The organism is Streptomyces sp. NPDC032745 (assembly GCF_055579465.1).
This window is the reverse complement of sequence record NZ_JBVING010000007.1, coordinates 223683-246652: the sequence shown is the minus strand read 5'-3', so window position 1 is coordinate 246652 and position 22970 is coordinate 223683. Positions and strand designations below refer to the sequence as shown.

23 protein-coding genes, 1 tRNA gene, 1 pseudogene and 1 riboswitch are annotated in these 22970 nt (G+C 72.7%); of the genes and pseudogenes, 21 read left to right on the top strand and 4 right to left on the bottom strand.

What is annotated here, in order from left to right; genetic code table 11:
* Window positions 1-309: 309 nt before the first annotated feature.
* The 8 genes from hpnC (at window position 310) to ACZ5WG_RS20210 (ending at window position 10064) form a co-directional block, all read left to right on the top strand.
* Window positions 310-1239, top strand: coding sequence for a squalene synthase HpnC (hpnC, locus tag ACZ5WG_RS20245; RefSeq protein ID WP_468725063.1), 930 nt, complete (start codon window positions 310-312; stop codon window positions 1237-1239).
* Entirely contained in the window at window positions 1236-2207 is a 972-nt protein-coding gene (hpnD, locus tag ACZ5WG_RS20240) for a presqualene diphosphate synthase HpnD (protein ID WP_468724813.1), read from the top strand. The genes hpnC and hpnD overlap by 4 nt, the downstream gene beginning before the upstream one ends.
* 106 nt (window positions 2208-2313) lie before the next feature.
* Window positions 2314-3693: a hydroxysqualene dehydroxylase HpnE gene (hpnE, locus tag ACZ5WG_RS20235; RefSeq protein WP_468724811.1), complete on the top strand. Its 1380-nt coding sequence runs from the start codon at window positions 2314-2316 to the stop codon at window positions 3691-3693.
* 50 nt (window positions 3694-3743) lie between these two features.
* A complete protein-coding gene (locus ACZ5WG_RS20230; protein WP_468724810.1) occupies window positions 3744-4844 on the top strand; it encodes a polyprenyl synthetase family protein in 1101 nt (366 codons plus the stop codon).
* 117 nt (window positions 4845-4961) lie between these two features.
* The gene (gene shc, locus ACZ5WG_RS20225; RefSeq protein WP_468724808.1) at window positions 4962-6950 is read left to right on the top strand and encodes a squalene--hopene cyclase; all 1989 of its coding nucleotides are present in this window, start codon (window positions 4962-4964) and stop codon (window positions 6948-6950) included.
* A complete protein-coding gene (locus ACZ5WG_RS20220; RefSeq protein WP_468725062.1) occupies window positions 6950-7651 on the top strand; it encodes a phosphorylase family protein in 702 nt (233 codons plus the stop codon). Before shc ends, ACZ5WG_RS20220 begins: the two co-directional genes overlap by 1 nt.
* A 5-nt stretch (window positions 7652-7656) precedes the next feature.
* Window positions 7657-8685 carry an adenosyl-hopene transferase HpnH gene (hpnH, locus tag ACZ5WG_RS20215; protein ID WP_468724806.1) on the top strand — a complete coding sequence of 343 codons (1029 nt, stop codon included), beginning with the start codon at window positions 7657-7659 and terminating at the stop codon, window positions 8683-8685.
* A complete protein-coding gene (locus ACZ5WG_RS20210; RefSeq protein ID WP_468724805.1) occupies window positions 8682-10064 on the top strand; it encodes an aspartate aminotransferase family protein in 1383 nt (460 codons plus the stop codon). Before hpnH ends, ACZ5WG_RS20210 begins: the two co-directional genes overlap by 4 nt.
* Window positions 10065-10120: 56 nt before the next feature.
* On the opposite strand, the gene ACZ5WG_RS20205 is transcribed toward ACZ5WG_RS20210, so the two are convergent.
* On the bottom strand, window positions 10121-10942 hold the full coding sequence (locus ACZ5WG_RS20205; protein WP_468724803.1) for a tyrosine-protein phosphatase: 822 nt from the start codon (window positions 10940-10942) through the stop codon (window positions 10121-10123).
* A 311-nt stretch (window positions 10943-11253) separates the two neighbouring features.
* Window positions 11254-11430, top strand: a riboswitch (cyclic di-AMP (ydaO/yuaA leader).
* A gap of 2 nt (window positions 11431-11432) precedes the next feature.
* Between ACZ5WG_RS20205 and ACZ5WG_RS20200 the strand changes: the two genes are divergently transcribed.
* From ACZ5WG_RS20200 to ACZ5WG_RS20160, 9 genes are all read left to right on the top strand, one after another.
* Entirely contained in the window at window positions 11433-12401 is a 969-nt protein-coding gene (locus ACZ5WG_RS20200; RefSeq protein ID WP_468724801.1) for a LysM peptidoglycan-binding domain-containing M23 family metallopeptidase, read from the top strand.
* A gap of 168 nt (window positions 12402-12569) precedes the next feature.
* Window positions 12570-13355, top strand: coding sequence for an SGNH/GDSL hydrolase family protein (locus ACZ5WG_RS20195; RefSeq protein WP_467944781.1), 786 nt, complete (start codon window positions 12570-12572; stop codon window positions 13353-13355).
* A 188-nt stretch (window positions 13356-13543) separates the two neighbouring features.
* Entirely contained in the window at window positions 13544-14743 is a 1200-nt protein-coding gene (locus tag ACZ5WG_RS20190; protein ID WP_468724799.1) for an MBL fold metallo-hydrolase, read from the top strand.
* Window positions 14744-14980: 237 nt separating this feature from the next.
* Window positions 14981-16972, top strand: a complete 1992-nt coding sequence (locus tag ACZ5WG_RS20185; protein ID WP_468724797.1) for a sensor histidine kinase — start codon at window positions 14981-14983, stop codon at window positions 16970-16972.
* 35 nt (window positions 16973-17007) lie between these two features.
* Window positions 17008-17436, top strand: a complete 429-nt coding sequence (locus tag ACZ5WG_RS20180) for a roadblock/LC7 domain-containing protein (protein ID WP_383510688.1) — start codon at window positions 17008-17010, stop codon at window positions 17434-17436.
* Between the two features lie 26 nt (window positions 17437-17462).
* Window positions 17463-17852 (top strand): DUF742 domain-containing protein, encoded by a 390-nt coding sequence (locus ACZ5WG_RS20175; RefSeq protein ID WP_468725060.1) that lies wholly within the window; start codon window positions 17463-17465, stop codon window positions 17850-17852.
* Entirely contained in the window at window positions 17830-18537 is a 708-nt protein-coding gene (locus ACZ5WG_RS20170; protein WP_468724796.1) for a GTP-binding protein, read from the top strand. The genes ACZ5WG_RS20175 and ACZ5WG_RS20170 overlap by 23 nt, the downstream gene beginning before the upstream one ends.
* Window positions 18534-19085, top strand: coding sequence for a GAF domain-containing protein (locus tag ACZ5WG_RS20165; protein ID WP_468724794.1), 552 nt, complete (start codon window positions 18534-18536; stop codon window positions 19083-19085). Before ACZ5WG_RS20170 ends, ACZ5WG_RS20165 begins: the two co-directional genes overlap by 4 nt.
* Before the next feature lie 115 nt (window positions 19086-19200).
* Window positions 19201-19557: an MmcQ/YjbR family DNA-binding protein gene (locus ACZ5WG_RS20160; protein ID WP_468724793.1), complete on the top strand. Its 357-nt coding sequence runs from the start codon at window positions 19201-19203 to the stop codon at window positions 19555-19557.
* A 19-nt stretch (window positions 19558-19576) separates the two neighbouring features.
* On the opposite strand, the gene ACZ5WG_RS20155 is transcribed toward ACZ5WG_RS20160, so the two are convergent.
* Window positions 19577-20479: a transketolase family protein gene (locus ACZ5WG_RS20155; protein ID WP_468724791.1), complete on the bottom strand. Its 903-nt coding sequence runs from the start codon at window positions 20477-20479 to the stop codon at window positions 19577-19579.
* A 13-nt stretch (window positions 20480-20492) separates the two neighbouring features.
* Entirely contained in the window at window positions 20493-21194 is a 702-nt protein-coding gene (locus ACZ5WG_RS20150; protein ID WP_468724789.1) for a transketolase, read from the bottom strand.
* 148 nt (window positions 21195-21342) lie between these two features.
* On the opposite strand from ACZ5WG_RS20150, the gene ACZ5WG_RS20145 reads away from it, so the two are divergent.
* Window positions 21343-21416 (top strand) — tRNA-Pro (locus ACZ5WG_RS20145).
* A 98-nt stretch (window positions 21417-21514) separates the two neighbouring features.
* Here the strand turns inward: ACZ5WG_RS20145 and ACZ5WG_RS20140 are convergent.
* Window positions 21515-21811, bottom strand: a pseudogene (locus tag ACZ5WG_RS20140) (tyrosine-type recombinase/integrase); the annotation flags it as partial.
* On the opposite strand from ACZ5WG_RS20140, the gene ACZ5WG_RS20135 reads away from it, so the two are divergent.
* Genes ACZ5WG_RS20135 through ACZ5WG_RS20125 form a run of 3 tightly spaced genes read left to right on the top strand, consistent with a single transcriptional unit; the run spans window position 21810 to window position 22970 of the window.
* On the top strand, window positions 21810-21947 hold the full coding sequence (locus ACZ5WG_RS20135) for a hypothetical protein (RefSeq protein WP_468724787.1): 138 nt from the start codon (window positions 21810-21812) through the stop codon (window positions 21945-21947). The pseudogene ACZ5WG_RS20140 and the gene ACZ5WG_RS20135 overlap by 2 nt on opposite strands.
* On the top strand, window positions 21913-22680 hold the full coding sequence (locus ACZ5WG_RS20130; RefSeq protein ID WP_468724785.1) for a histidine phosphatase family protein: 768 nt from the start codon (window positions 21913-21915) through the stop codon (window positions 22678-22680). Before ACZ5WG_RS20135 ends, ACZ5WG_RS20130 begins: the two co-directional genes overlap by 35 nt.
* On the top strand, window positions 22677-22970 hold the full coding sequence (locus ACZ5WG_RS20125) for a putative quinol monooxygenase (RefSeq protein WP_468724784.1): 294 nt from the start codon (window positions 22677-22679) through the stop codon (window positions 22968-22970). Before ACZ5WG_RS20130 ends, ACZ5WG_RS20125 begins: the two co-directional genes overlap by 4 nt.

Below are 22970 nucleotides of genomic sequence, written 5' to 3'. Positions count from 1 at the left end.
CGGGGGCTTCGGCATGTCCGGGACGCCCGGCGCCGACATTCGGTAGCGGAGTGAATACCCGAGCGGCTGCCGCGGCGTTGTACAGCGTAAGCTGGAGCAGGCCTCAATCGCGGTCAGAGGGGACGATTCCCCGCAGGTGAACGGCCTGGGGTACCCCGGGGAAAGTCCGGCGGCGTGTCCGAAATAGGATGTATTGGGTCGGCAGTGTAGAACGGGAGATGTGACGGCAATGGCTACGGGAATTCTCCGGCCCCCAGGCATTACTGCCGTCCCCCGCGCGGGCGGCGGGCGGTGACCGCCGGGAACGGTATCCGGCCACGGCGGGACGCGGCCCCCACAGCCCCCGACCTCCACGCGCGCGCCACCCTCGGCAAGGCGCGGACGGAGAACTTCCCCGTCGCCCCGTCCTTCCTCCCGCGCGCCTGGCGCGACGGCCTGATGGCGGTGTACGGGTACGCCCGCCTGGTCGACGACATCGGCGACGGCGACCTCGCCCCCGGCGGCCACGACGCCGTACTCCTCGGCCTCGACCCCGCCGCGGCGGACGACCGGCTCGCGATGCTCGACGCGCTCGAGGCGGACCTGCGTCGCGTCTTCGGCGGCTCCGACGGCCCGCCGCGTCACCCCCTGCTGCTGGCCCTGCGGCCCGTGGTCCGCGCCCACGGCCTCACCCCCGAGCCCTTCCTCGGGCTCATCGAGGCCAACCGCCGGGACCAGCACGTCACGCGCTACGAGACGTACGGCGACCTGCTCGCGTACTGCGAGCTCTCCGCGAACCCGGTCGGCCGCCTCGTGCTCTCCCTCACCGGCACCAGCACCCCCGAGCGGATCCGCCGCTCCGACGCCGTCTGCACCGCCCTGCAGATCGTCGAACACGTACAGGACGTCGCGGAGGACCTCGGCCGGGGCAGGATCTACCTCCCGGCCGAGGACATGCGCCGCTTCCACGTGGCCGAGGCCGACCTCAAGGCCCACCACGCAGGAGCGTCCGTACGGTCCCTGGTCGCGTTCGAAGCCGAACGCGCCCGCGACCTCCTGAATGAAGGCACCCCGCTCGTGGGTAGCGTGCACGGCAGGCTCCGGCTGTTGCTCGCGGGCTTCGTGGGAGGAGGGCGTGCCGCCCTGCGAGCCGTCACCGCCGCCGGCTTCGACGTACTCCCCGGCCCGCCCAAGCCCACCCGGAGCGGCCTGCTCCGCGAGGTGGCCACCGTCCTGCGCACAGCGCCGAGAAAGGGGTGAGCCCGACCGTGGAGGGTTCCGCACACACGTCCGCACCATCCGCGCCGGTCCTGGCGGCCTACAGCTACTGCGAGGCCGTCACCGGTTCGCAGGCGCGCAACTTCGCGTACGGCATCCGGCTGCTGCCCTCCGACAAGCGGCAGGCGATGTCCGCGCTGTACGCGTTCTCCCGGCGCGTCGACGACATCGGCGACGGCACGCTGGCTCCCGAGGCGAAGCTCGCCCGGCTCGAGGAGACCCGCGCCGTCCTCGGCCGGATCCGGGCCGAGGAGATCGACGAGGACGACACCGACCCGGTAGCCGTCGCCCTCGCCCACGCGGCCCGCCGCTTCCCCATTCCGCTCGGCGGCCTCGACGAGCTCATCGACGGCGTCCTGATGGACGTCCGCGGCGAGACCTACGAGACCTGGGACGACCTCAAGGTCTACTGCCGCTGCGTGGCCGGAGCCATCGGGCGGCTCTCCCTCGGCGTGTTCGGCACGGTGAACACCGCAGGCCTCGGCGCATCCGACGCGGCGCGCGCCGACGAGTACGCGGACACCCTCGGCCTCGCCCTCCAGCTCACCAACATCCTGCGCGACGTCCGCGAGGACGCCGGCAACGGGCGCACCTACCTGCCCGCCGAGGACCTCGCCAAGTTCGGCTGCTCGGACGGGTTCGGGAGCGACCGGATGCCCGCCGGGGCCGACTTCGCCGGACTCGTCCACCACGAAGTCCGGCGCGCCCGCGCCCTGTTCGTCGAGGGCTACCGGCTGCTGCCGATGCTCGACCGGCGCAGCGGCGCCTGCGTCGCCGCCATGGCCGGCATCTACCGGCGCCTCCTCGACCGGATCGAGCGGGAGCCCGAGGCCGTACTCCGCGGCCGTGTCTCGCTGCCCACGCACGAGAAGGCGTACGTCGCCGTCCGCGGACTCTCCGGCCTCGACGCGCGGACCATCTCGCGCCAGAGCACGCGGAGGCGCATGTGACCGGGACGCCCCGCCCGACGCCCCGGCCGGGCGCCGACGCAACCCCCGTCCGCACGGCCGCGTCCCTCCAGGCGGGCGCGGCAGGCCACGGCACCGGGGAGGGCTCATGAGCGGCAGCGACAACCGCGCCGTCGTCATCGGCGGAGGCCTCGCCGGAGTGACCGCAGCCCTCGAACTCGCCGACGCGGGAGTGCAGGTCACCCTGCTCGAAGGCCGCCCGCGGCTCGGCGGGCTCGCCTTCTCCTTCAAGCGCGGCGAGCTCACCGTCGACAACGGCCAGCACGTCTACCTGCGCTGCTGCACCGCCTACCGGTGGTTCCTCGACCGCATCGAGGGCGCCGGCCTCGCACCGCTGCAGGACCGGCTCGACGTACCCGTACTCGACGTCGCCCACCCCGGCGGACCACGCCTGGGCCGGCTGCGCCGCACGGCCCTGCCCGTACCCCTGCACCTGGCGAGCTCCCTGGCCCGCTACCCGCACCTCTCGCTCGCCGAGCGCGTGAGCGTCGGCCGCGCCGCCCTCGCGCTGCGCCGGCTCGACCCCGCCGACCCGGCGCTGGACGGTCTGGACTTCGCGACCTGGCTCGGGCGGTACGGCCAGAGCCCGCGCACCATCGAGGCCCTGTGGGACCTCGTCGGCATCGCCACGCTCAACGCCACCGCCGACCAGTCCTCGCTGGGCCTGGCCGCCATGGTCTTCAAGACCGGCCTGCTCTCCGAGAACGGGGCCGCCGACATCGGCTGGGCCTCGGTCCCGCTCGGCGACCTGCACGACACCCTCGCCCGCAAGCAGCTCGACGCCGCCGGCGTACGCACCGAACTGCGCACCCGCGTCACCTCCATCTCCCGTACTCAGGACGGGAACTGGCGCGTCGACACCGAGGGCGGGTCCCTCGACGCGGGCACCGTCGTCCTCGCCGTCCCGCAGCGCGAGGCCCACGGACTGCTGCCGCCCGGTGCGCTCGCCGACCCGGACAAGCTCCTCGACATCGGCACCGCGCCCATCCTCAACGTCCACGTGGTCTACGACCGCAAGGTGCTCAAGCAGCCCTTCTTCGCCGCGCTCGGCTCCCCGGTCCAGTGGGTCTTCGACCGCACCGACGCCTCCGGGCTGCCCGACGGCGGCCAGTACCTGGCCCTGTCCCAGTCGGCCGCCCAGGACGACATCGACGAGCCCGTCTCGGTGCTGCGCACGAAGTACCTGCCCGAGCTGGAACGGCTGCTGCCGGCCGCGCGGGGCGCCAAGGTACGGGACTTCTTCGTCACCCGGGAGCGGACGGCCACGTTCGCCCCCACCCCCGGCGTCGGCCGGCTGCGCCCCGGGGCGCGGACCGACACGCCGGGCCTCTACCTCGCCGGTGCGTGGACCGCCACCGGTTGGCCCGCGACCATGGAGGGCGCTGTCCGCAGCGGACTGAGTGCGGCGCACGCCGCACTCGCCGCGCTCGGCCGCCACCGGGAGCACCCCCTGCAGGAGGCGGCATGACGATCACCAGCACGACCGGAACAGCACGTACAGGAAACAGAGGAGAGCCAGTGAACCCGGGGAATCCGGCTGTCGAGAACACGGACGCCGGCAACGGCGCAGCCGGAGGGGGCGTCGAGAAGGCGGACACGCTCGCCCTCCTGGAGCGCGGCCGCGCGCTGTCGACCCCCGTGCTCCGCGCCGCAGTCGGCCGGCTCGCGGCGCCCATGGACACCGTCGCCGCGTACCACTTCGGCTGGATCGACGCCGAGGGCAACGCGGCCGACGGCGACGGCGGCAAGGCCGTCCGCCCCGCTCTCGCGCTGCTCTCCGCCGAGGCCGCGGGAGCCGCGGCCGAGGTCGGGATCCCCGGCGCGGTCGCCGTCGAGCTCGTCCACAACTTCTCGCTGCTGCACGACGACCTGATGGACGGCGACGAGCAGCGCCGCCACCGCGACACGGTGTGGAAGGTGCACGGCCCGGCCCTCGCGATCCTGGTCGGCGACGCGCTCTTCGCCCTCGCCAACGAGGTCCTGCTGGAGCTCGGCACCGTCGAGGCCGGCCGCGCCGCCCGCCGGCTGACCACCGCCAGCCGCAAGCTCATCGACGGCCAGGCCCAGGACATCTCCTACGAGCACCGCGAGCGCGTCAGCGTCGAGGAGTGCCTGGAGATGGAGGGCAACAAGACCGGCGCCCTGCTCGCCTGCGCGGTCTCCATCGGCGCCGTCCTCGGCGGCGCGGACGACCGTACGGCCGACAAGCTGGAGGAGTACGGCTACCACCTCGGCCTCGCCTTCCAGGCCGTCGACGACCTCCTCGGCATCTGGGGCGACCCGGAGTCCACCGGCAAGCAGACCTGGAGCGACCTGCGCCAGCGCAAGAAGTCCCTGCCGGTCGTCGCCGCCCTCGCGGCGGGTGGACCCGCCTGCGAGGAGCTCGCGAAGCTGCTCGCCGCCGACGCCAAGAGCAACGACTTCGAGAACTTCTCGGAGGAGGAGTTCGCGGCCCGCGCCGCGCTCATCGAGGCCGCGGGCGGGCGCGAGTGGACCGCCGAGGAGGCGCGCCGCCAGCACGCGATCGCCATCCGCGCGCTGGACGACGTGGACATGCCGCAGCGGGTGCGCGAACAGCTCGTCGCCCTCGCCGACTTCGTCGTCGTACGCAAGAGGTGATCGCCACCCGAGCAGGGATATGACTCGCGAGTCGCCGGCCGGCGCCACCTGACAGGAGCGCCCGGCCGACGGCATACCCCAGCACAGCAGAGGACAACTGCCACGTAAGGGGAAGCCATGACAGCGACGACCGACGGCGCCGGTACCCCCGGCGCCGACCCGGATTTCATCAGCCCGGACACGGTGCAGGGTGCGCAGGAGGCCGCCGCGCGGGCCACCCGGCACCTGCTGGCGCGCCAGGACGCGGCAGGGTGGTGGAAGGGCGACCTGGAGACCAACGTCACCATGGACGCCGAGGACCTGCTCCTGCGGCAGTTCCTCGGGATCCGGGACGAGGCCACCACGCAGGCCTCCGCACTCTTCATCCGGGGCGAGCAGCGCGGGGACGGCACCTGGGCCACCTTCCACGGCGGGCCGCCCGAACTCTCCGCCACCATCGAGGCGTACGTCGCCCTTCGGCTCGCCGGCGACCCGCCCGACGCCCCGCACATGGCCCGCGCCTCGGCCTGGGTCCGGGCCCACGGCGGGATCGCCGCCGCCCGTGTCTTCACCCGGATCTGGCTGGCCCTGTTCGGCTGGTGGAGCTGGGACCACCTGCCCGAACTCCCGCCCGAGCTGGTCTTCCTGCCGCCGTGGGTGCCGCTGAACATCTACGACTTCGGCTGCTGGGCCCGCCAGACGATCGTGCCGCTGACCGTGGTCTCCGCCCAGCGCCCCGTCCGCCCGGCCCCGTTCGCCCTCGACGAGCTGCACACCGACGCGCGGCGCCCGTACCCCGCCGAGCGCCCGGCTCCCCTCGCCAGCTGGGAGGGCGCCTTCCAGCGGATGGACAAGGTCCTGCACGTCTACCGCCGGTTCGCCCCGCGACGGCTGCGCAAGGCCGCGATGGACACCGCCGCCCGCTGGATCATCGAGCGCCAGGAGAACGACGGCTGCTGGGGCGGCATCCAGCCGCCCGCCGTGTACTCCGTCATCGCCCTGCACCTGCTCGGGTACGACCTCGCGCACCCGGTGATGCGGGCGGGCCTGGAGTCCCTGGACCGGTTCGCGGTGTGGCGCGAGGACGGTCCCGCTGGGCCTGACGGCCGGGGAGGCGCCCCCACCCGGATGATCGAGGCCTGCCAGTCCCCGGTCTGGGACACCTGCCTCGCCGCCATCGCCCTGGCCGACGCGGGCCTGCCGCCCGACCACCCGGCGCTGGTGAAGGCAGCCGACTGGATGCTCGGCGAGGAGATCGTCCGCACCGGCGACTGGGCGGTCCGCAGGCCCGGACTCGCCCCCGGCGGCTGGGCGTTCGAGTTCCACAACGACACCTACCCCGACATCGACGACACCGCCGAGGTGGTCCTCGCCCTGCGCCGGATCCGGCACCCGGACCCGGCCAGGATGGAGGCGGCCATCGCCCGCGGGGTCTCCTGGAACCTCGGCATGCAGTCGAGGAACGGCGCCTGGGGCGCCTTCGACGCCGACAACACCAGCCCCTTCCCGAACCGGCTGCCGTTCTGCGATTTCGGCGAGGTCATCGACCCGCCGTCGGCCGACGTCACCGCCCACGTGGTGGAGATGCTCGCCGTAGAGGGCAAGGCCGCCGACCCGCGGACCCGGCGCGGCATCGCCTGGCTGCTCGCCGAACAGGAGCCCACCGGGGCCTGGTTCGGCCGATGGGGCACCAACTACGTGTACGGGACCGGGTCGGTGGTCCCGGCCCTGACCGCCGCCGGCATCGCCCCGGCGCATCCCGCGATCCGGCGGGCCGTGCGCTGGCTGGAATCCGTACAGAACGAGGACGGCGGGTGGGGCGAGGACCAGCGCTCGTACAAGGACCCGGCATGGGCCGGGAAGGGGGCCTCGACCGCCTCGCAGACCGCCTGGGCGCTCATGGCGCTGCTCTCGGCGGGGGAGCGGGACGGCAAGGCCGTCGAGCGGGGCGTCGGGTACCTGGTGGATACCCAGCTGGAGGACGGCTCCTGGGACGAGCCGTACTTCACCGGCACCGGCTTCCCCTGGGACTTCTCCATCAACTACCACCTGTACCGGCAGGTGTTCCCGCTCACCGCGCTCGGCCGCTATCTGTACGGGGAACCCTTCGCGCCCGGGGAGGCATGATGGCCGCCGCCCGGGCCGGCGGGCCCGAGCCGCCCGCGCCGCCGCCCGCCGCGCCGCCGGCCCCGCTGCTGGTCGCCTGCGCCCTGCGCATCGAGCAGGCGGCCCTGCGCAGCGGCGGCAGCCGCGGCGGCGCCCGCACGGCACCCGGCTACTCCGTCCTGCGGACCGGCATGGGCCCGCGCGCCGCCGAGCGGGCCGTCGGCCGGGCGCTCGCCGAGCCGGGGCTGCACCTTGCCCCGGTCCTGGCCACCGGGTTCTGCGCCGGGCTGGTCCCCGGCATGAGCCCCGGCGACCTCGTCGTCGCCGAGGAGACCCGGGACCCGCGGGGCACCGTCACGTGCGCCGGCACCGCCCTGCTCGCCGAGGCACTGGCCCGGGCCGCTCCGGGCCGGACCGTGCACACCGGCGCACTGACCGGATCCGACCACGTCGTCCGCGGCCAGGAACGCGCCCAGCTGCGCGCCACCGGCGCCATCGCGGTCGACATGGAGTCCGCGGCCACCCTGTGGACGGCCACCCGGGCCGCCGAAGATGGCTGGAACCGTCCGGTTGCGGCCGTCCGGGTGATCGTGGACGCTCCGGAGCATGAGCTCGTCCGTATCGGCACGTTCCGCGGTGGAATATCGGCCTTCCGCGTACTGCGTGCCGTACTGCCCGCGTTTCATGACTGGCACCGTTCTTTGCTGCTCCCCAGGAGGTGAGCCAGATGGCCATGCCACTGCGACAGTCCATCAGGGTCGGGACGTATCTTCTCGAACAGAAGCTCCGCAAGCGTGAGAAGTTCCCGCTGATCGTCGAGCTGGAGCCGCTCTACGCCTGCAACCTGGCCTGCGAGGGGTGCGGGAAGATCCAGCACCCGGCCGGCGTGCTCAAGCAGCGCATGCCGGTCGCCCAGGCCGTCGGCGCCGTCCTGGAGTCCGGCGCACCCATGGTGTCCATCGCGGGCGGCGAGCCCCTGATGCACCCGCAGATCGACGAGATCGTGCGGCAGTTGGTGGCCAAGCGGAAGTACGTGTTCCTCTGCACCAACGCGATGCTGCTGCGCAAGAAGATCGAGAAGTTCACCCCGTCCCCGTACTTCGCCTTCGCCGTGCACATCGACGGGCTGCGCGAACGGCACGACGAGTCGGTCGCCAAGGAAGGCGTCTTCGACGAGGCGGTCGCCGCCATCAAGGAGGCGAAGCGGCGCGGGTTCCGGGTCACCACCAACTCCACCTTCTTCAACACCGACACCCCGCAGACGATCATCGAGGTGCTCAACTACCTCAATGACGACCTCAAGGTCGACGAAATGATGATCTCGCCCGCCTACGCCTACGAAAAGGCCCCTGACCAGGAACACTTCCTGGGCGTCGAACAGACCAGGGAACTCTTCAAGAAGGCCTTCGCGGGCGGAAACCGGAGGCGCTGGCGGCTCAACCACTCCCCGCTCTTCCTCGACTTCCTGGAAGGCAAGGTGGATTTCCCCTGCACCGCCTGGGCCATTCCCAATTACTCCCTCTTCGGCTGGCAGCGCCCCTGCTATCTGATGAGCGACGGCTACGTGCCGACGTACCGGGAACTGATCGAGGAGACCGACTGGAGCAAGTACGGCCGCGGAAAGGACCCGCGCTGCGCGAATTGCATGGCGCACTGCGGCTACGAGCCCACCGCCGTCCTCGCCACCATGGGCTCCCTCAAGGAGTCCCTGCGCGCGGCCCGGGAGACGGTCTCGGGGAACCGGGAGAAGCAGTGACCGGCTTCGACCTCCGCGCCCTGCTGGACGAGCGGGGCGGGGAACGGTACGAGCTGCACACCAAGCACCTCAACCACCAGCTGCCCCGGATGCTGCACACGATCGGCTTCGACAAGGTCTACGTACGGGCCGAGGGCGCGCACTTCTGGGACGCCGACGGCAACGACTACCTGGACATGCTGGCCGGGTTCGGAGTGATGGGCCTGGGCCGCCACCACCCGGTGGTCCGCCAGGCCCTGCACGACGTCCTGGACGCACAGCTCGCCGATCTGACCCGCTTCGACTGCCAGCCGCTGCCCGGGCTGCTGGCGGAGAAGCTGCTCTCCCACAGCCCGCACCTGGACCGGGTCTTCTTCGGCAACAGCGGCACCGAGGCCGTGGAGACCGCCCTGAAGTTCGCCCGGTACGCCACCGGGCGGACGAGGGTTCTCTACTGCGACCACGCCTTCCACGGCCTGACCGCGGGTTCGCTCTCGGTCAACGGGGAGGGCGGGTTCCGGGACGGCTTCGCGCCGCTGCTGCCCGATACGAAGATCGCCCTCGGGGACCTGGCAGCCCTGGAGCGGGAGCTGAAGCGGGGCGACGTCGCCGCCTTCGTCGTCGAGCCGGTCCAGGGCAAGGGCGTGCTCGCGGCCCCGCCCGGGTTCCTGCTCGCAGCGCAGGAGCTGCTGCACCGGCACAAGGCGTTGCTGATCGCCGACGAGGTGCAGACGGGCCTCGGCCGGACCGGCGATTTCTACGCGTACCAGCACGAGCCGGGCGTGGAGCCGGACCTGGTGTGCGTGGCCAAGGCACTGTCGGGCGGCTACGTGCCGGTCGGCGCGACCCTGGGCAAGGACTGGATCTTCAAAAAGGTCTATTCGTCCATGGACCGGGTGCTGGTGCACTCCGCCAGCTTCGGATCCAACGCGCAGGCGATGGCGGCCGGGCTGGCCGTGCTCTGCGTCATGGAGGACGAGTCGGTGGTCGCGAACGCCCGCGCGATGGGCGACCTGCTGCGCGGGCGGCTCGCGGCGCTCGTGGACGAGTACGAGCTGCTCCACGAGGTGCGGGGGCGCGGCCTCATGATCGGGATCGAGTTCGGGCGGCCGTCCTCGCTGGGGCTGCGCAGCCGGTGGACCATGCTCCAGGCGGCCCGCAAGGGGCTCTTCGCCCAGATGGTCGTGGTGCCGCTGCTGCAGAAGCACCGGATCCTGACGCAGGTCTCCGGCGACCATCTGGAGGTCATCAAGCTCATCCCGCCGCTGATCGTGGACGAGCGGGACGTCGACCGGTTCGTCGGCGCCTTCCGCGCGGTCATGGACGAGGCGCACGGCGGAGGCGCTCTGATGTGGGACTTCGGCAGGACGCTGGTGAAGCAGGCCGTCGGCGGCGGCTGACGGCCTGCTCCGCTGCCCGGTTTCCCGGCCGGGCCGTCGGTCGGGTCATCGCCGGGTCATCGGTCGAGCAGCTGCTCCCGCAGCCGGTCGAGGGTCTCGGGCGTGAGTCCGAGGCCCTCGGCGAGGTACCGGTCGACCCCGCCCCAGTGCTCGTCGATGGTGTCGAAGGCGGCCGTCAGGTACTCGGCGCGGGCGTCGAAGAGCGGGGAGAGCAGCTCCATCACCTCGGGGGAGCGGGCCTCGGGGGCGTCACTGGTACGGCGCACCCGGTAGCGGCGGTGCGGGGCGTTGGACTCCAGGTAGTCCGCCACGATCGCCTCGCGCTCGACGCCGAGCGCGAGCAGGGTGACGGCGATCGACAGGCCGGCCCGGTCCTTGCCGGCCGCGCAGTGCATGAGCGCCGGAACGCTGTCCTCGGCGAGGGCGCGCACGACCCGGCCGTGCTCGGCGGTGCGGTGCTTGACCATCGAACGGTACGAGTTGGCCATCCGGGCGGCTCCCTTCCCCTCGCCCAGGATTCCGCGGAGCTGCTCGAGATCGCCCCCGCGGACCATCTTCCAGAATTCCTTGCCGTCGGCCGGATCCGAAAGCGGGATGTTGACGTTCCGCACGCCGGGAAGCTCGACGTCGGGTCCCTCGAGGGCGTGGTCGGCGCCGTTGCGGAAGTCGAAAATCGTGTGGAGGCCGAGCGACGCGAGGAATTCTGCGTCGGTTTCGGTGGCATGTGCCAGATGTCCGCTACGGAACAGTTTTCCTGGCTTGACCCTCAGTCCGTCGGTGGTCGGAAGGCCGCCCACATCGCGGAAGTTGCGCACTCCGGCCAGCTCCGGCTCCGGTACGGGCTCCGTCCGCGGGGGCTGGGGTATCTGCTGGGTCACGGGAACTCCTCCGCGTCGTCGTGGGATGTCCGAATTACGCTACTTGGGGCCAACTTGCCATAACCGGAGGCGAGATCGGGTGCAGCCCCGTGAGCCAGATCATACGGTGACCGTGAGTGCCTGATCGTCGAAGTCGAAAGGCCCGGCCGGGGCGGTTGTTGGCGGCGGGGAATGGACGGAGGGTGACCGGAATTCCGCCGAACTCCCCGGCCTGTGAATCCGTCAGGAAATTCGTGGCTTGTTCCGTGCGGCTGAACTCGATTACCTTCGCGATCGATCCGGATGGACCGCCGAATCCTGCCGCCGTCCGGAAACCGCACCCGACTATTCACGCGCGCGGCAGGAGCGGGGGAACCAGGTAAGCCGCTGTTCCCGATCTTTGTATCGGCGCAGCTCGGGGTGAAGCCGTACATGCTCCGTTCATGTACGGCCGGACATCTCCAGTCCGAACCCGACAGCTCACCTCGCAGGCGACGGAGAGGAATTCGCCATGCCTGCAAAGGGTAAGCACCGCCGTCCCAAGTCCCGTTCCGTGGCGCGCGGCTTCGCCGTGGCAGGCACCGGTGGTGCGGCCCTCGCGCTGCCGCTGCTGGGTGCCGCCGGCGCCCACGCGGTCGCCGCCCCCGCCACGGCTCCCGTGCAGGCCCCGCAGGTTCCGGTGGCGCTGCAGGCCGCGCCCGCCGCTGCCGCGCAGTCCGCGCCGGCCGTCTACACGGTCGTGCCGGGCGACTACCTCTCCAAGATCGCCCAGGACCGCCACCTCTCGGGCGGCTGGCAGCAGCTGTACGCCGACAACCGCGAGGCCGTCGGCACCGACCCGTCGCTGATCCACCCCGGGCTGAAGCTGACCCTCGGTGCGCGGGGCGGGGCGGCTCCGGCTGCGCAGGCTCCGGCCGAGGAGTCCGCTCCGGCCCCGGCGAAGAAGTCCTCGGCCTCGGACGGCAAGGGCTCCTCGGACGCCGCGCCGGCCCCCGCCGCCCCCGCGGCCGCAGCCGCCGCCGCGCCCGCCAAGAAGAGCACCGCCGCCAAGTCCTCCGCCGGTACGGTCACCGCCGCCGGCTTCGTCGCCCCCGTCGGCGGCGGGATCTCGACCCAGTACAAGACCCCCGGAGCCATGTGGTCCAGCGGCTACCACACCGGTGTCGACTTCATCGCGAGCTCCGGCACCACCGTCCGGGCCGTGGGCGCGGGCACCGTGGTCTCCGCCGGCTGGGCCGGCGCGTACGGCAACGAGGTCGTCATCCGGCACGCGGACGGCAAGTACTCCCAGTACGGCCACCTGTCCCAGCTCTCCGTCTCGGCCGGCCAGAGCGTCACCGGCGGCCAGACCATCGGCCTCTCCGGCTCCACCGGCAACTCGACCGGCCCGCACCTGCACTTCGAGATCCGCACCGGACCGTCCTACGGCTCGGACATCGACCCGCTGGCCTACCTCCGCACCAAGGGCGTGAGCATCTGACGGCTCCCGCCGTCGGAGCGAGGCAACCGGACTCGTGGGGCCGGGACCCGAGGGGGGTCCCGGCCCCACGCCTTGTTATTCCGTACCGACCAGGTGGTATAGATCACGGTCCGTCAACCCCTTCCTACGGTGGCGTAGGTCACGTGCCGGGGTGAAGGATGTGTTCTCGTGGCAGCGACGAAGACGACACTCAAGACCATCGGCTCGTACGCGGCGATCGGGGACAGCTTCACCGAGGGTGTGGGGGACCCGGGGCCCGGGGAGACCTTTCTCGGCTGGGCGGACCGGCTGGCCGTACTCCTGGCCGATCAGCGCGAGGAACATGAATTCCGGTACGCGAACCTGGCCGTGCGGGGGCGCCTCCTCGACCAGATCGTGGCCGAACAGGTCCCCCGGGCCAAGGAGCTCGCACCGGACCTGGTGAGCTTCTGCGCCGGCGGCAACGACATCATCCGGCCCGGCAGCGACCCCGACGACGTGGCGGAGCGGTTCGAGGCGGCCGTGGCCGACCTCACCGGAGCCGTCGGCCACGTCATGATCACCACCGGCTTCGACACCCGCGGCGTGCCGGTCCTCAAGCACCTCCGGGGCAAGGTGGCCACGTACAGCGCCCATGTGCGCGCCATCGCCGACCGCTACGACTGCCCGGTGCTCGACCTCTGGTCGCTGAAGTCCGTACAGGACCGGCGTGCTTGGGACGACGACCGGCTGCACCTCTCGCCCGAGGGGCACACCCGGGTCGCGCTGCGCGCCGCCCAGGTGCTGGGGTTCGAGGTGCCGGCCGACCCCGACCAGCCCTGGCCGCCGCAACAGCCGCGCGGCTCGGTGGACGTGACCCGGGACAACATCCAGTGGGCGCGGGAGTACCTGGTGCCGTGGATCGGGCGGCGGCTGCGCGGGGAGTCCTCCGGGGACCACGTGGAGGCGAAGCGTCCGGACCTGCTGCCGCTCTAGCCCGGCGCAGGAGGGGCGGGGCGCCGGAGCAGCGGGGTGGCCGGGTAGCCGAGCAGGGGAAGGGGACGGGGGCAGGAGGACGGGGACGCGCGGCGGAATCCTTCGGGGCCGGTGCGCGTTGGCATGGTGATAGACCGGAAACCAGTACGGCCCTTCACGCCCATCCGTCCCACCTCCCAGGAGGCGCTTTGACCGGCTCCCGTCCCCTGCGTCCACGGCTGCGTGCCCTGCGGCCCGAAGCCTTCGGCGCGGATCCGTCCGGCGCGCGGCTGGAGCGGATCCACCGCTCGCCGAACTTCGCCGACGGTGTTTTCCAGAACCCGGTCGGGGCCCGGACCAGGCCTTCCGGCTCCATGATGGAGTTCGCCAAGATCTACTTCCACAAGGAGCAGCGGATCCGGCGGAACCCCGGAGCTCCCATCCCGGTCTACCCGACGACCCTCGCCGAGCTGGCGAAGCCGCCGGTCAGCGGATTGCGCCTGACCTGGATGGGGCACTCCGGCGTACTCGCGGAGATCGACGGGCGGCGGGTGCTGTTCGACCCGGTGTGGGGCGAGCGGTGCTCTCCCTTCCCGTTCGCCGGGCCCAAGCGGCTGCACCCCGTACCCGTACCGCTGGCCTCGCTGGGGCCGGTCGACGTCGTGGTGATCTCGCACGACCACTACGACCACCTCGACCTGCCGACCATCAAGGAGCTGGCCGGTACGGACACGGTCTTCGCCGTCCCGCTCGGGGTGGGCGCCCACCTGGAGCGCTGGGGGGTGTCGCCGGACCGGCTGCGGGAGCTCGACTGGAACGAGGGCACCAAGATCGCGGGGCTCTCGCTGACGGCCACGCCGGCCCGGCACTTCTGCGGGCGCGGCCTGCGCAACCAGCAGAACACCCTGTGGGCCTCCTGGGTCGTCGCGGGCGAGGAACACCGGATCTTCCACAGCGGCGACACCGGCTACTTCCCCGGGTTCGGGGAGATCGGCGCCGAGCACGGCCCCTTCGACGCCACGATGATCCAGATCGGTGCGTACTCGGAGTACTGGCCCGACATCCACATGACCCCCGAGGAGGGCATGCGCGCCCACCTCGACCTCCAGGGCGGGATCCCGCACGGCACGATGCTGCCGATCCACTGGGGCACCTTCAACCTGGCCCCGCACCCGTGGGACGAGCCCGGCGAGGGCACCGTGACCGCCGCCCAGGCCACCGGGGCGGCGATCGCGCTGCCGATCCCGGGCCAGCCGTTCGAACCGGGCGACGCGGATGCCCCGAGCGAGCCGTGGTGGCGCCCGTTCGTGGCGTCCGCCCCGCCCGTGCCCGCCACACCGTCCCGCCCGGTCGCGACCGCGCGGCCGCCGGCCGTGGCGCACGGGGAACCGGAGGCCGTCGGCTCGTAAGAGCAGCTCCGGAGCAGCGTCGGCCCGGGGGGTGTGCGTCGCGCACGGCGGCTGCGAACGTGCGCCCCCGGCGGATTCGGGCTGTCGTACGAGCGCTCCGCCGGGAGCGGGAAGCAGCCCGGTCAAGTTCCCCAACTGGCTGTCAGGGGCGGGATCGTGCGGTCTAGCGTGGGTATCCGGTGATCAACACCGGGCCCCGGAACCACGTGGGGCCCGGGCCCCACGTAGAGGACGCCGATGTCCGGACTCCGCGCCGCCCGCCACGCCCCGTCGAGACACGCCGTCACCGGTCCCGGCCGGCAGATACGCCCCCAGCTGGTCCGCGCCGCCCTGCTGCCGACGCTCGCCGCAGCGCTCAGCGGAGCCGCCGCGGTGATCTTCACGCTGCAGCTCGGCGGGGGCGCGGGGGAGCGGGACGCCCGGCTGTGGCCGGTCCTGGCCGGCTGCGCCCTGCTCGTCGTCGGCGCGCTGGCCGCCGCCCTGCTCGGGGCCCAGCGCTCCGCCAAGGCCGTCCGGGACCGCTGCGAGGCCCTGCGCCGCTCCAGCGTGCGCGGCCGCCAGGAGCTGCGGACCGCCGCCGAGAGGCTGGAGCGGGGCGAGCCGCCGGTCCGCCCGGTCCGCGGCGGTCCGACGGGCCCGCCGCCGGGCAGTGACCCGGCCCGGGTGGACGAGTTCTGGCTGCTCTCCCAGGAGCTGCGCGGCGCCCGCGAACAGGCGCACACCACCCTCGTACGGCTGGCCGGCCCGGCCGCGCCGTCCGACAGCGACCGCAAGGTCGAGGTCTTCGTCAACCTCGCGCGCCGGCTCCAGTCCCTCGTGCACCGGGAGATCTCGCTGCTCGACGAGCTCGAGGACACGGTCGAGGACCCCGACCTCCTCAGGGAGCTCTTCCACGTAGACCACCTCGCCACCCGGATCCGCCGCCACGCCGAGAACCTGGCCGTGCTCGGCGGCGCCGCGTCCCGGCGCCAGTGGACCCGGCCCATCGACCTGAGCGAGGTGCTGCGCTCCTCCGTGGCGGAGGTCGAGCAGTACACGCGGGTCAAGGTGGTGCCCCCGGCGGGCGGCACCGTACGCGGCCACGCCGTCGCCGACGTGGTGCACCTGCTGGCCGAACTCGTCGAGAACGCCACCGTGTTCTCCGCCCCCGACACCGACGTGGTGGTGCGCGCCGAACGGGTGACCGCCGGCATCGCCGTCGAGGTGGAGGACCGCGGGCTGGGCATGCCGGCCGCGGAGCAGCACCGGATGAACGCGCTGCTCGTCGACCCCGACCAGATCAGCGTCCGGCACCTGCTGGCGGACGGCCGGATCGGCCTGTTCGTGGTCTCGGCGCTGGCCCGCCGGCACGGGATCGCCGTCGAGCTCAAGTCCAACATCTACGGCGGCGTGCTCGCCGTGCTCGTGCTGCCGCAAGAACTGCTGGGGGCGGAGGCGCCCAGCGCCGCCGACGCGCTCGGGGGCTCCCGGGCCACCTCGTGGGGGACCGGGGAGGGGGGCGGCATGCCCCCGCTGGAGCCCGTACGGGTGGCCGTGCCACAGCCGAAGCCGGAGCAGCACGTGCGACCGGAGCCGGAGCGGCAGCCGCGACGGGAGCCGCAGCCCCGGCCGGAGCCCGCGCCGGCCGCCGCGCGGCCGCAGGCCGCACCGACGTGGGCGGCCCCGCCCGCGCCGCGCCCGGACACGCTTACCCGGCCCGGGCCGGTGCGGCAGGAGACGGAGCGCTGGGAGCCGAGGGAGGCGCCGGCCGCCGAGACCACCCTCGACCTGGGCCTGGACCTGGGTCTGGACGTGACACGGGTTCTGATCCCGGGCCGGACCCCGGACGTGGGCCCGGCAGCGGGGACATCCGCGGGGCCCTTCGCCACGGGGTGGGCGGCGGAGGCGTCGACGGGCTCGGCCGTGGAGCCGGCCGTCGGGCCGGCCATGGGGGCCGCCGGGCGCGAGCCCGCGCCCCCGGTGCCCGTCCAGCCCCCGGTGCCCGTCCAGCCCATGGCCCCCGTGTCCCCGCCGCCCGTACCCATGACGGTGTCCGTACCGGCCGCCCGCACGGACCCGGACCGGCCTCCCCTGCCCCGCCGCCGGGCCCAGCACCACCTCGCCCCGCAGCTGCGGGACGCCCCCGCCCCGCGGCGGGCCGGCGCACCCGAACAAGCCGTGCACGACCCGGGCCTGATGGCCGCCTTCCAACGGGGCTTCGGCCTCGCCCAGTCGGAGAACCAGCCATGACCCCGACCTCTCACCTCAGCAAGGAGCGCACCACCATGGGCGGCGAAGCGGCGACGAAGACCAGTCGGCTCTCGGATCTCGACTGGCTGCTCAGCGGCCTGGTCCAGCGGGTCCCCTACACGCGCAGTGCGGTACTCCTCACCGCGGACGGCCTCGTCACCTGCGTGCACGGCCTCGACAACGACAGCGCCGACCACCTGGCGGCACTCGCGTCCGGGCTGTACTCGCTCGGGCGGAGCGCCGGATCCCGGTTCGGGGACGGCGCGGAGGTCCGGCAGGTCGTGGTCGAGCTCGACACCGCGCTCGTGTTCGTGTCGGCCGCCGGGGCGGGCACCTGCCTGGCGGTCCTGGCCGACCGGGAGGCCGACGCGGGCGTGCTCGGCTACGAGATGGCGATGCTGGTCAAGAGCGTCCGCCCGTACCTGGCGGCTCCGCCGCGGCGGCCCGCCGGCGACCCGGAGTGATGCGCGCCGCCCGCGCCGCGTACGGCATGGGGGTCCCGCGCGACACACCCTGGCTCGACGACTCGGCGGGCCGGGTGATGCGCCCGTACACGGCCAGCGGCGGGCGCACCCGGTCCGCCGTCGCACTCGACCTGCTGTCCCTGGTGACCGCGACGGGAGTGCGTCCGCGCGGCCCCCTCGGCGCGGAGCACACCCTGGCGCTGCGCCTGTGCGCGGGCTCCGCGGCCGTCACCGTCGCCGAGGTGGCCGGACAGCTGCGGCTGCCGGCGGTGGTGGTGAAGGTGCTGCTGTCCGACCTGATGGAATACGGGGCCGTCACGGCGCAGGCGCCGCGGTTCCCGGGCGCCGGGTACCTCGCCGCCGACGACCAGAACCTGCTCCGGGCGGTGCTCGATGGCCTACGCCGACGACTGTGACACCCGCCCCGCCGCCGTCCTGCCCGCGACGCTGAAGATCCTGGTCGCGGGCGGGTTCGGGGCGGGCAAGACGACTTTCGTGGGCGCGGTCAGCGAGATCGAGCCGCTGTGCACGGAGGAGCTGCTCAGCGGTCTGAGCGAGGGCCCCGACCCGCTCGACGGGGTCGAGGCGAAGACGTCGACGACCGTCGCGCTCGACTTCGGCCGGATCACCCTGGACGAGCGGCACGTCCTGTACCTCTTCGGCACGCCGGGGCAGCAGCGCTTCTGGTTCCTGTGGGAGGAGCTGTGTGCGGGCGCGCTCGGCGCGGTGGTGCTCGCGGACACCCGCCGGCTCGCCGACTGCTTCCCGGCCGTGGATTTCTTCGAGCGGCGCGGCATCGGGTTCATCGTCGCCGTCAACGAGTTCGACGAAGGCCACCGCTACACCGCCGGCGAGGTCCGCGAGGCGGTGGGGCTCGGGCCCGAGGTGCCCGTCGTACGGTGCGACGCGCGGCTGACGAGCTCCGGGACGGGGGCCCTGGCCGCGCTGGTCCACCACCTCCTCTTCACGGCGGCGGCGGACAGGTCGGCGAGGTCGGCGATTTCAGCGAACCCAGTGAATGCACCGAACGCACTGAACGCACCGAATTCAGCGACTTCAGCGACTTCAGCGAAGTCCTGGGATGGGGGGAACCCGCGATGACGTACTACGAGTCGACCGGACACCTGCTGCTCACGCCGGTGGACCGGGAGGCGCCCGCCCGCACCGTCCGGCTGCGCGAACTGGGCCTGGGGGAACGGGCGGACACGGAGCTCGACGGCTTCGCCCGACAGATCGCCGACGTACTGGAGGCCCCGTTCGCGGGGGTCAACTTCATCGGCGAGGAGCGGCAGTTCTTCGCCGGTCTGCACCACGCTCCGGACGCCCCCGCGAGCGGGTACCCGGCGCGGGTGCTGCCCCGGGACCACGGGTACTGCCCGCATGTGGTGGTGCGGCGCCGGGCGCTGGCGCTGGAGGACGTACGGGACTTCGCGCGCTTCGCGGGCAACGCGGTCGTGGACGAGAGCGGGGTGCGGTCGTACCTGGGGGCGCCGCTGACCGACCGGCAGGGGATCGTGCTCGGCACGGTGTGCGCCGTGGACCTTGAGCCGCGCAGGTGGGGGACGGCGGGTCTGGCGACGGCCAAATCCCTGGCCGCGGAGCTGCTGGAGGTCATCCACGCACGCGAGGACGGCCTGCGGGCGGGATGAGGGCGGGCTGAGGCCGTACGCAGGGACCGCTGCCCGGGGGCGGCTGTCAGTGCCGGGCGTTACGGTCGACGACATCAGCCCGAAGCCCGACCGGTGGCCGGAGAGGAGTCGCGGGATGGCCGTGACCGCCGAGGACGTCCGTACGACCGCGCTGTCGCTCCCCGACAGCAGCGAGAAGCTCGCCTGGGGCATGCCCACGTTCCGGGTGGGCGGGAAGATATTCGCCGCCCTCGGCGAGGACGACACCTCGATCGGGGTGAAATGCCCGAAGGAGGACCGGGCGGAGCTGATCGCCGCCGAGCCGGACAAGTTCTTCGTCCGGGAAGGCCACGACGACAACTACGCCTGGCTCCGCGTCCGCCTGGCGGCGCTGGAGGGCGCCGCCGAGCTGCGCGCGATCCTGGTCGACTCCTGGCTCCAGGCGGCCCCCGGACGCCTGGCCGCGGCCCATCCGGAACTGGCGGGGAACTGACGGGCGACCGGCGGGGGCCTCACCGGAGGAAGGTGCCGATCCGCTCGCGAAGGGAGTGCGGGTCCAGACCGTGCGCGGCGGTGTGCTCCTCGAGCGTGCCGTAGCGGCGGAGCTCGGCGCGCCCGACGCCGAGGCCGAGGACCCGGTGCGGGACGTCGGAGAGGGCCTGGGCGGCGGCCGCGGTGGAGGTGCCGGCCAGGTACGGCTCGACGAGGACGACATCGGTCGTGGCGCGTCCGACGGCCTCGCGCAGGGCCGCGTCGTCGAAGGGCCGCACGGTGGTGGCGTACAGGACGGTCACGTCCAGCCCCGCCGTCGCGGCGAGGACGTTGTCCAGCAGCGGGCCGACCGCGACGACGACACCGGCCCCGGCGCTGCCCTCCCGTACGGTCCGCAGGCGCAGGCCGTCCACCGGGCGCGGGGCGGCGTTCGACTGCTGCGAGAGCCGGACGTACACCTTGTCGTCCCCGGCGGCGTACGCGTGGCGCAGCAGCGCCTCGGCCTCGTCCGGGTGCCCCGGCACGTGGACCGTCCAGCCGTCGAGGGTGTCCATCAGGGCCACGTCACCCGGCGCCATGTGCGTGAACCCGGCGGCCGGCCAGTCGTAGCTGGCGCTCGCACTGACCAGGACCCCGCCGGTGCCCTGGTGCCCGAAGTCAAGCTTGACCTGCTCGAACGGCCGCTCCACCAGGAAGCTGGCGAAGGTGTGCATGATCGGCCGCAGCCCGGTGAGGGCCAGCCCGCCACCGACTCCGACGAGCAGCTGCTCCCTGATCCCGACGTTGATCACCCGCGCCGGGTGGCGCTGCCGGTCGGGCCGGAACCCGTCCATGGTGATCTCGGCGAGCACGAGCGCAAGCCGGGGATCCTCGTCGAGCGCGCGCGACGTAACCGAGACGAACCGCTCCCGCATGGTGTCCATGTTTCCCCCTGCCCTACTGCTTCTTCTCGACACGGGCGACGACGGCGTGCGGCCGGCCCGGATGCGGTGTGGTGAAGGCGGCGTGCAGCGCCGCGTGGTCCCGGCCGTCGACGGTCACCGCCGACCAGCCGGCCGCCTCGAAGCGCGAGGCGATCCCGCCGTGCCAGCCGTGCGTCGCGGAGTCGTTGTCGATCACCACGGTGTGCAGCTGCTCCAGCCCGGCCGCGCCGGCGTAGGCGAGGCCCTCGTGATTGCTGCCCTCGTCGAGCTCGGCGTCCCCGATCAGCACCCACACCGCCGGCTCGTCCAGCCCCTGCGCCTGCAGCCCGAGCGCACTGCCGACGGCGAGCGGCAGCCCGTGCCCGAGCGAGCCGCTGCTGATCTCCACTCCGGGGATCAGGGTGCGGTCCGGGTGGTGCCCGAGGGGGGACCCGTACGAGCCGAAGCCGCTCAGCCAGTCCACCGGGAAGAACCCCTTGGCGGCGAGTACGGCGTAGTACGCCATCGGCCCGTGCCCCTTGGAGAGCAGGAACCGGTCCCGCCCGGGCTCCTCGGCGCTCGCCGGCCCGACGCGGAGCACCCGGTCGTAGAGCACCCAGAGCACGTCGAGCGTGGAGGTGGCGGCGGGCCCGTGCTTCTCGGCCCCGGTCATGAGTGCCATGAGCCGGCTCAGATCCTGGTAGCGGAACCCCGTGTCCGCGGTTGCCTGTGTCATGCACCGATCGTGCAACCTCAAGTCAGGTTGAGGTCAAGCGGCTCCTCGGCGTGACCCGGCCCCGATAAAGCTGCGCGCGACCACCCCGCGAAGTGCGGTATTGTTCTCCTGCGCGTTCAACCAGGGGAAACCCCAGGTCAGCGGGCATCGGGACGTGGCGCAGCTTGGTAGCGCACTTGACTGGGGGTCAAGGGGTCGCAGGTTCAAATCCTGTCGTCCCGACTCGAAAGAGTCACAGGTCAGGGGCCGTTTTGGAGCAATCCAAAACGGCCCCTTGATCGTTTTGGGGACCAGTTGGGGACCAGGACGGTCAGTGCGGGTCAGATCGCGGTGACGGTCGTGACTGGCAGCGAACGAGGTGCACGGAGCACCATGAGGTGCGCAGACAGCGCGGCACCAGCTGCGGTGATCTGGCCGGCGTCGGGGTGCAGGTATCGCTGAGTGGTGGTCAGCGAGCCGTGTCCGGCGATCTTGCGCAGGACGTGGAGCGCCACGCCGGCGTCGGCGAACCAGGTCAGTCCGGTGTGGCGCAGGTCGTGCCGTCGGAGGTGTTCGAAGCCGAGCTCCGTGACGACGTCGTCCCAATGAGTGGCGTCGCGCAGGACCGCGGTGGAGATGTCGCTGATCCTGGAGAAGCGGCTCGGCGTCTCCATCGAGGAGGGCGTGCTGACCGGACACCAGACCATCGAGGAGGCCGCCCGGGTGGTCGAGGGGCTCGATGCCCCCGCCGCCACCGGCCCGGCCGCCGCCTGAGTACCCGGCTCCGGCTGTCCTCATGCGCATCGTCCTTCTCCGTCACGGAGAAACCGACCGCAACGCCACTGACAGGTTCCAGGGACAGGCTGACATCCCCCTGAACGACACCGGGGTATGGCAGGCGCAGGAAGTCGCCCGCTCACTGCGGCCGGACAGGTGGGGGGCGGTGTACTCCTCGTCGCTGGCTCGCGCCGCTCAGACCGCCGCATACGCCGCGGGCCGACTCGGCGTCCCGCACCTGCGTGTCAACGGGCTGCGCGAGCGCGACCTGGGCACCCTGGATGGCCAGGACCGCGCCGAGTTCGCCAGGCGGCACCCGCACACCATGCGGCAGCTGGTCGTCGACCTCGCATACGCTCCGCCGGGCGGTGAGTCGGGCTACGCCGCGCGCTCCCGCTTCGTCGCTGCACTCGCCGGCATCGCCGAGGCCGGTCGGGACCCGGCAGCGCCCCCCATCCTGGTCGTCACGCACGGCGGAGTGCTGAACCTGCTGATCCGGGCCCTGACCAACGCCGTCGACGCGCCGGACGTCTTGGTCGGCACCTGCGCCGCCGCCTGCGTGGACACCGCATGGACGCCGGCAGGCCGTCCGCGCGCCGCTCTGCGCTGGTGGAACGTCGCCCCGCATGAGTGCGAGGGCCCACCCACCCCTGTGCACCCCCTGCCCTTCGTCGACCTCGACGACCTGATCACCGACGACCTCAACCCCAAGGAAGCGACGCGCACATGAGCATCGAAATCACCGTCCTCTTCGACGTCGTACCAGACCGGCTGACGGACACGGCAGCCGCCTTCGAGGAGCTGTGCGCCGCGACCCGGCAGGAGGAGGGCGCACGGCGCTTCGACGCCTTCCTGTCCGAGGAGCACGAGAACGTGATCGTGCTGGTCGAGGAGTGGGCCGACCAAGCAGCCATCAACCTGCACATGAAGGAGGGGTACGTCGCAGACTTCCTCGCGAAGGTCGACGGCGCCTACGTCCGTCCGCCGTACGTTCTCCGCCTGCGTCCCCTCGATGCCTGA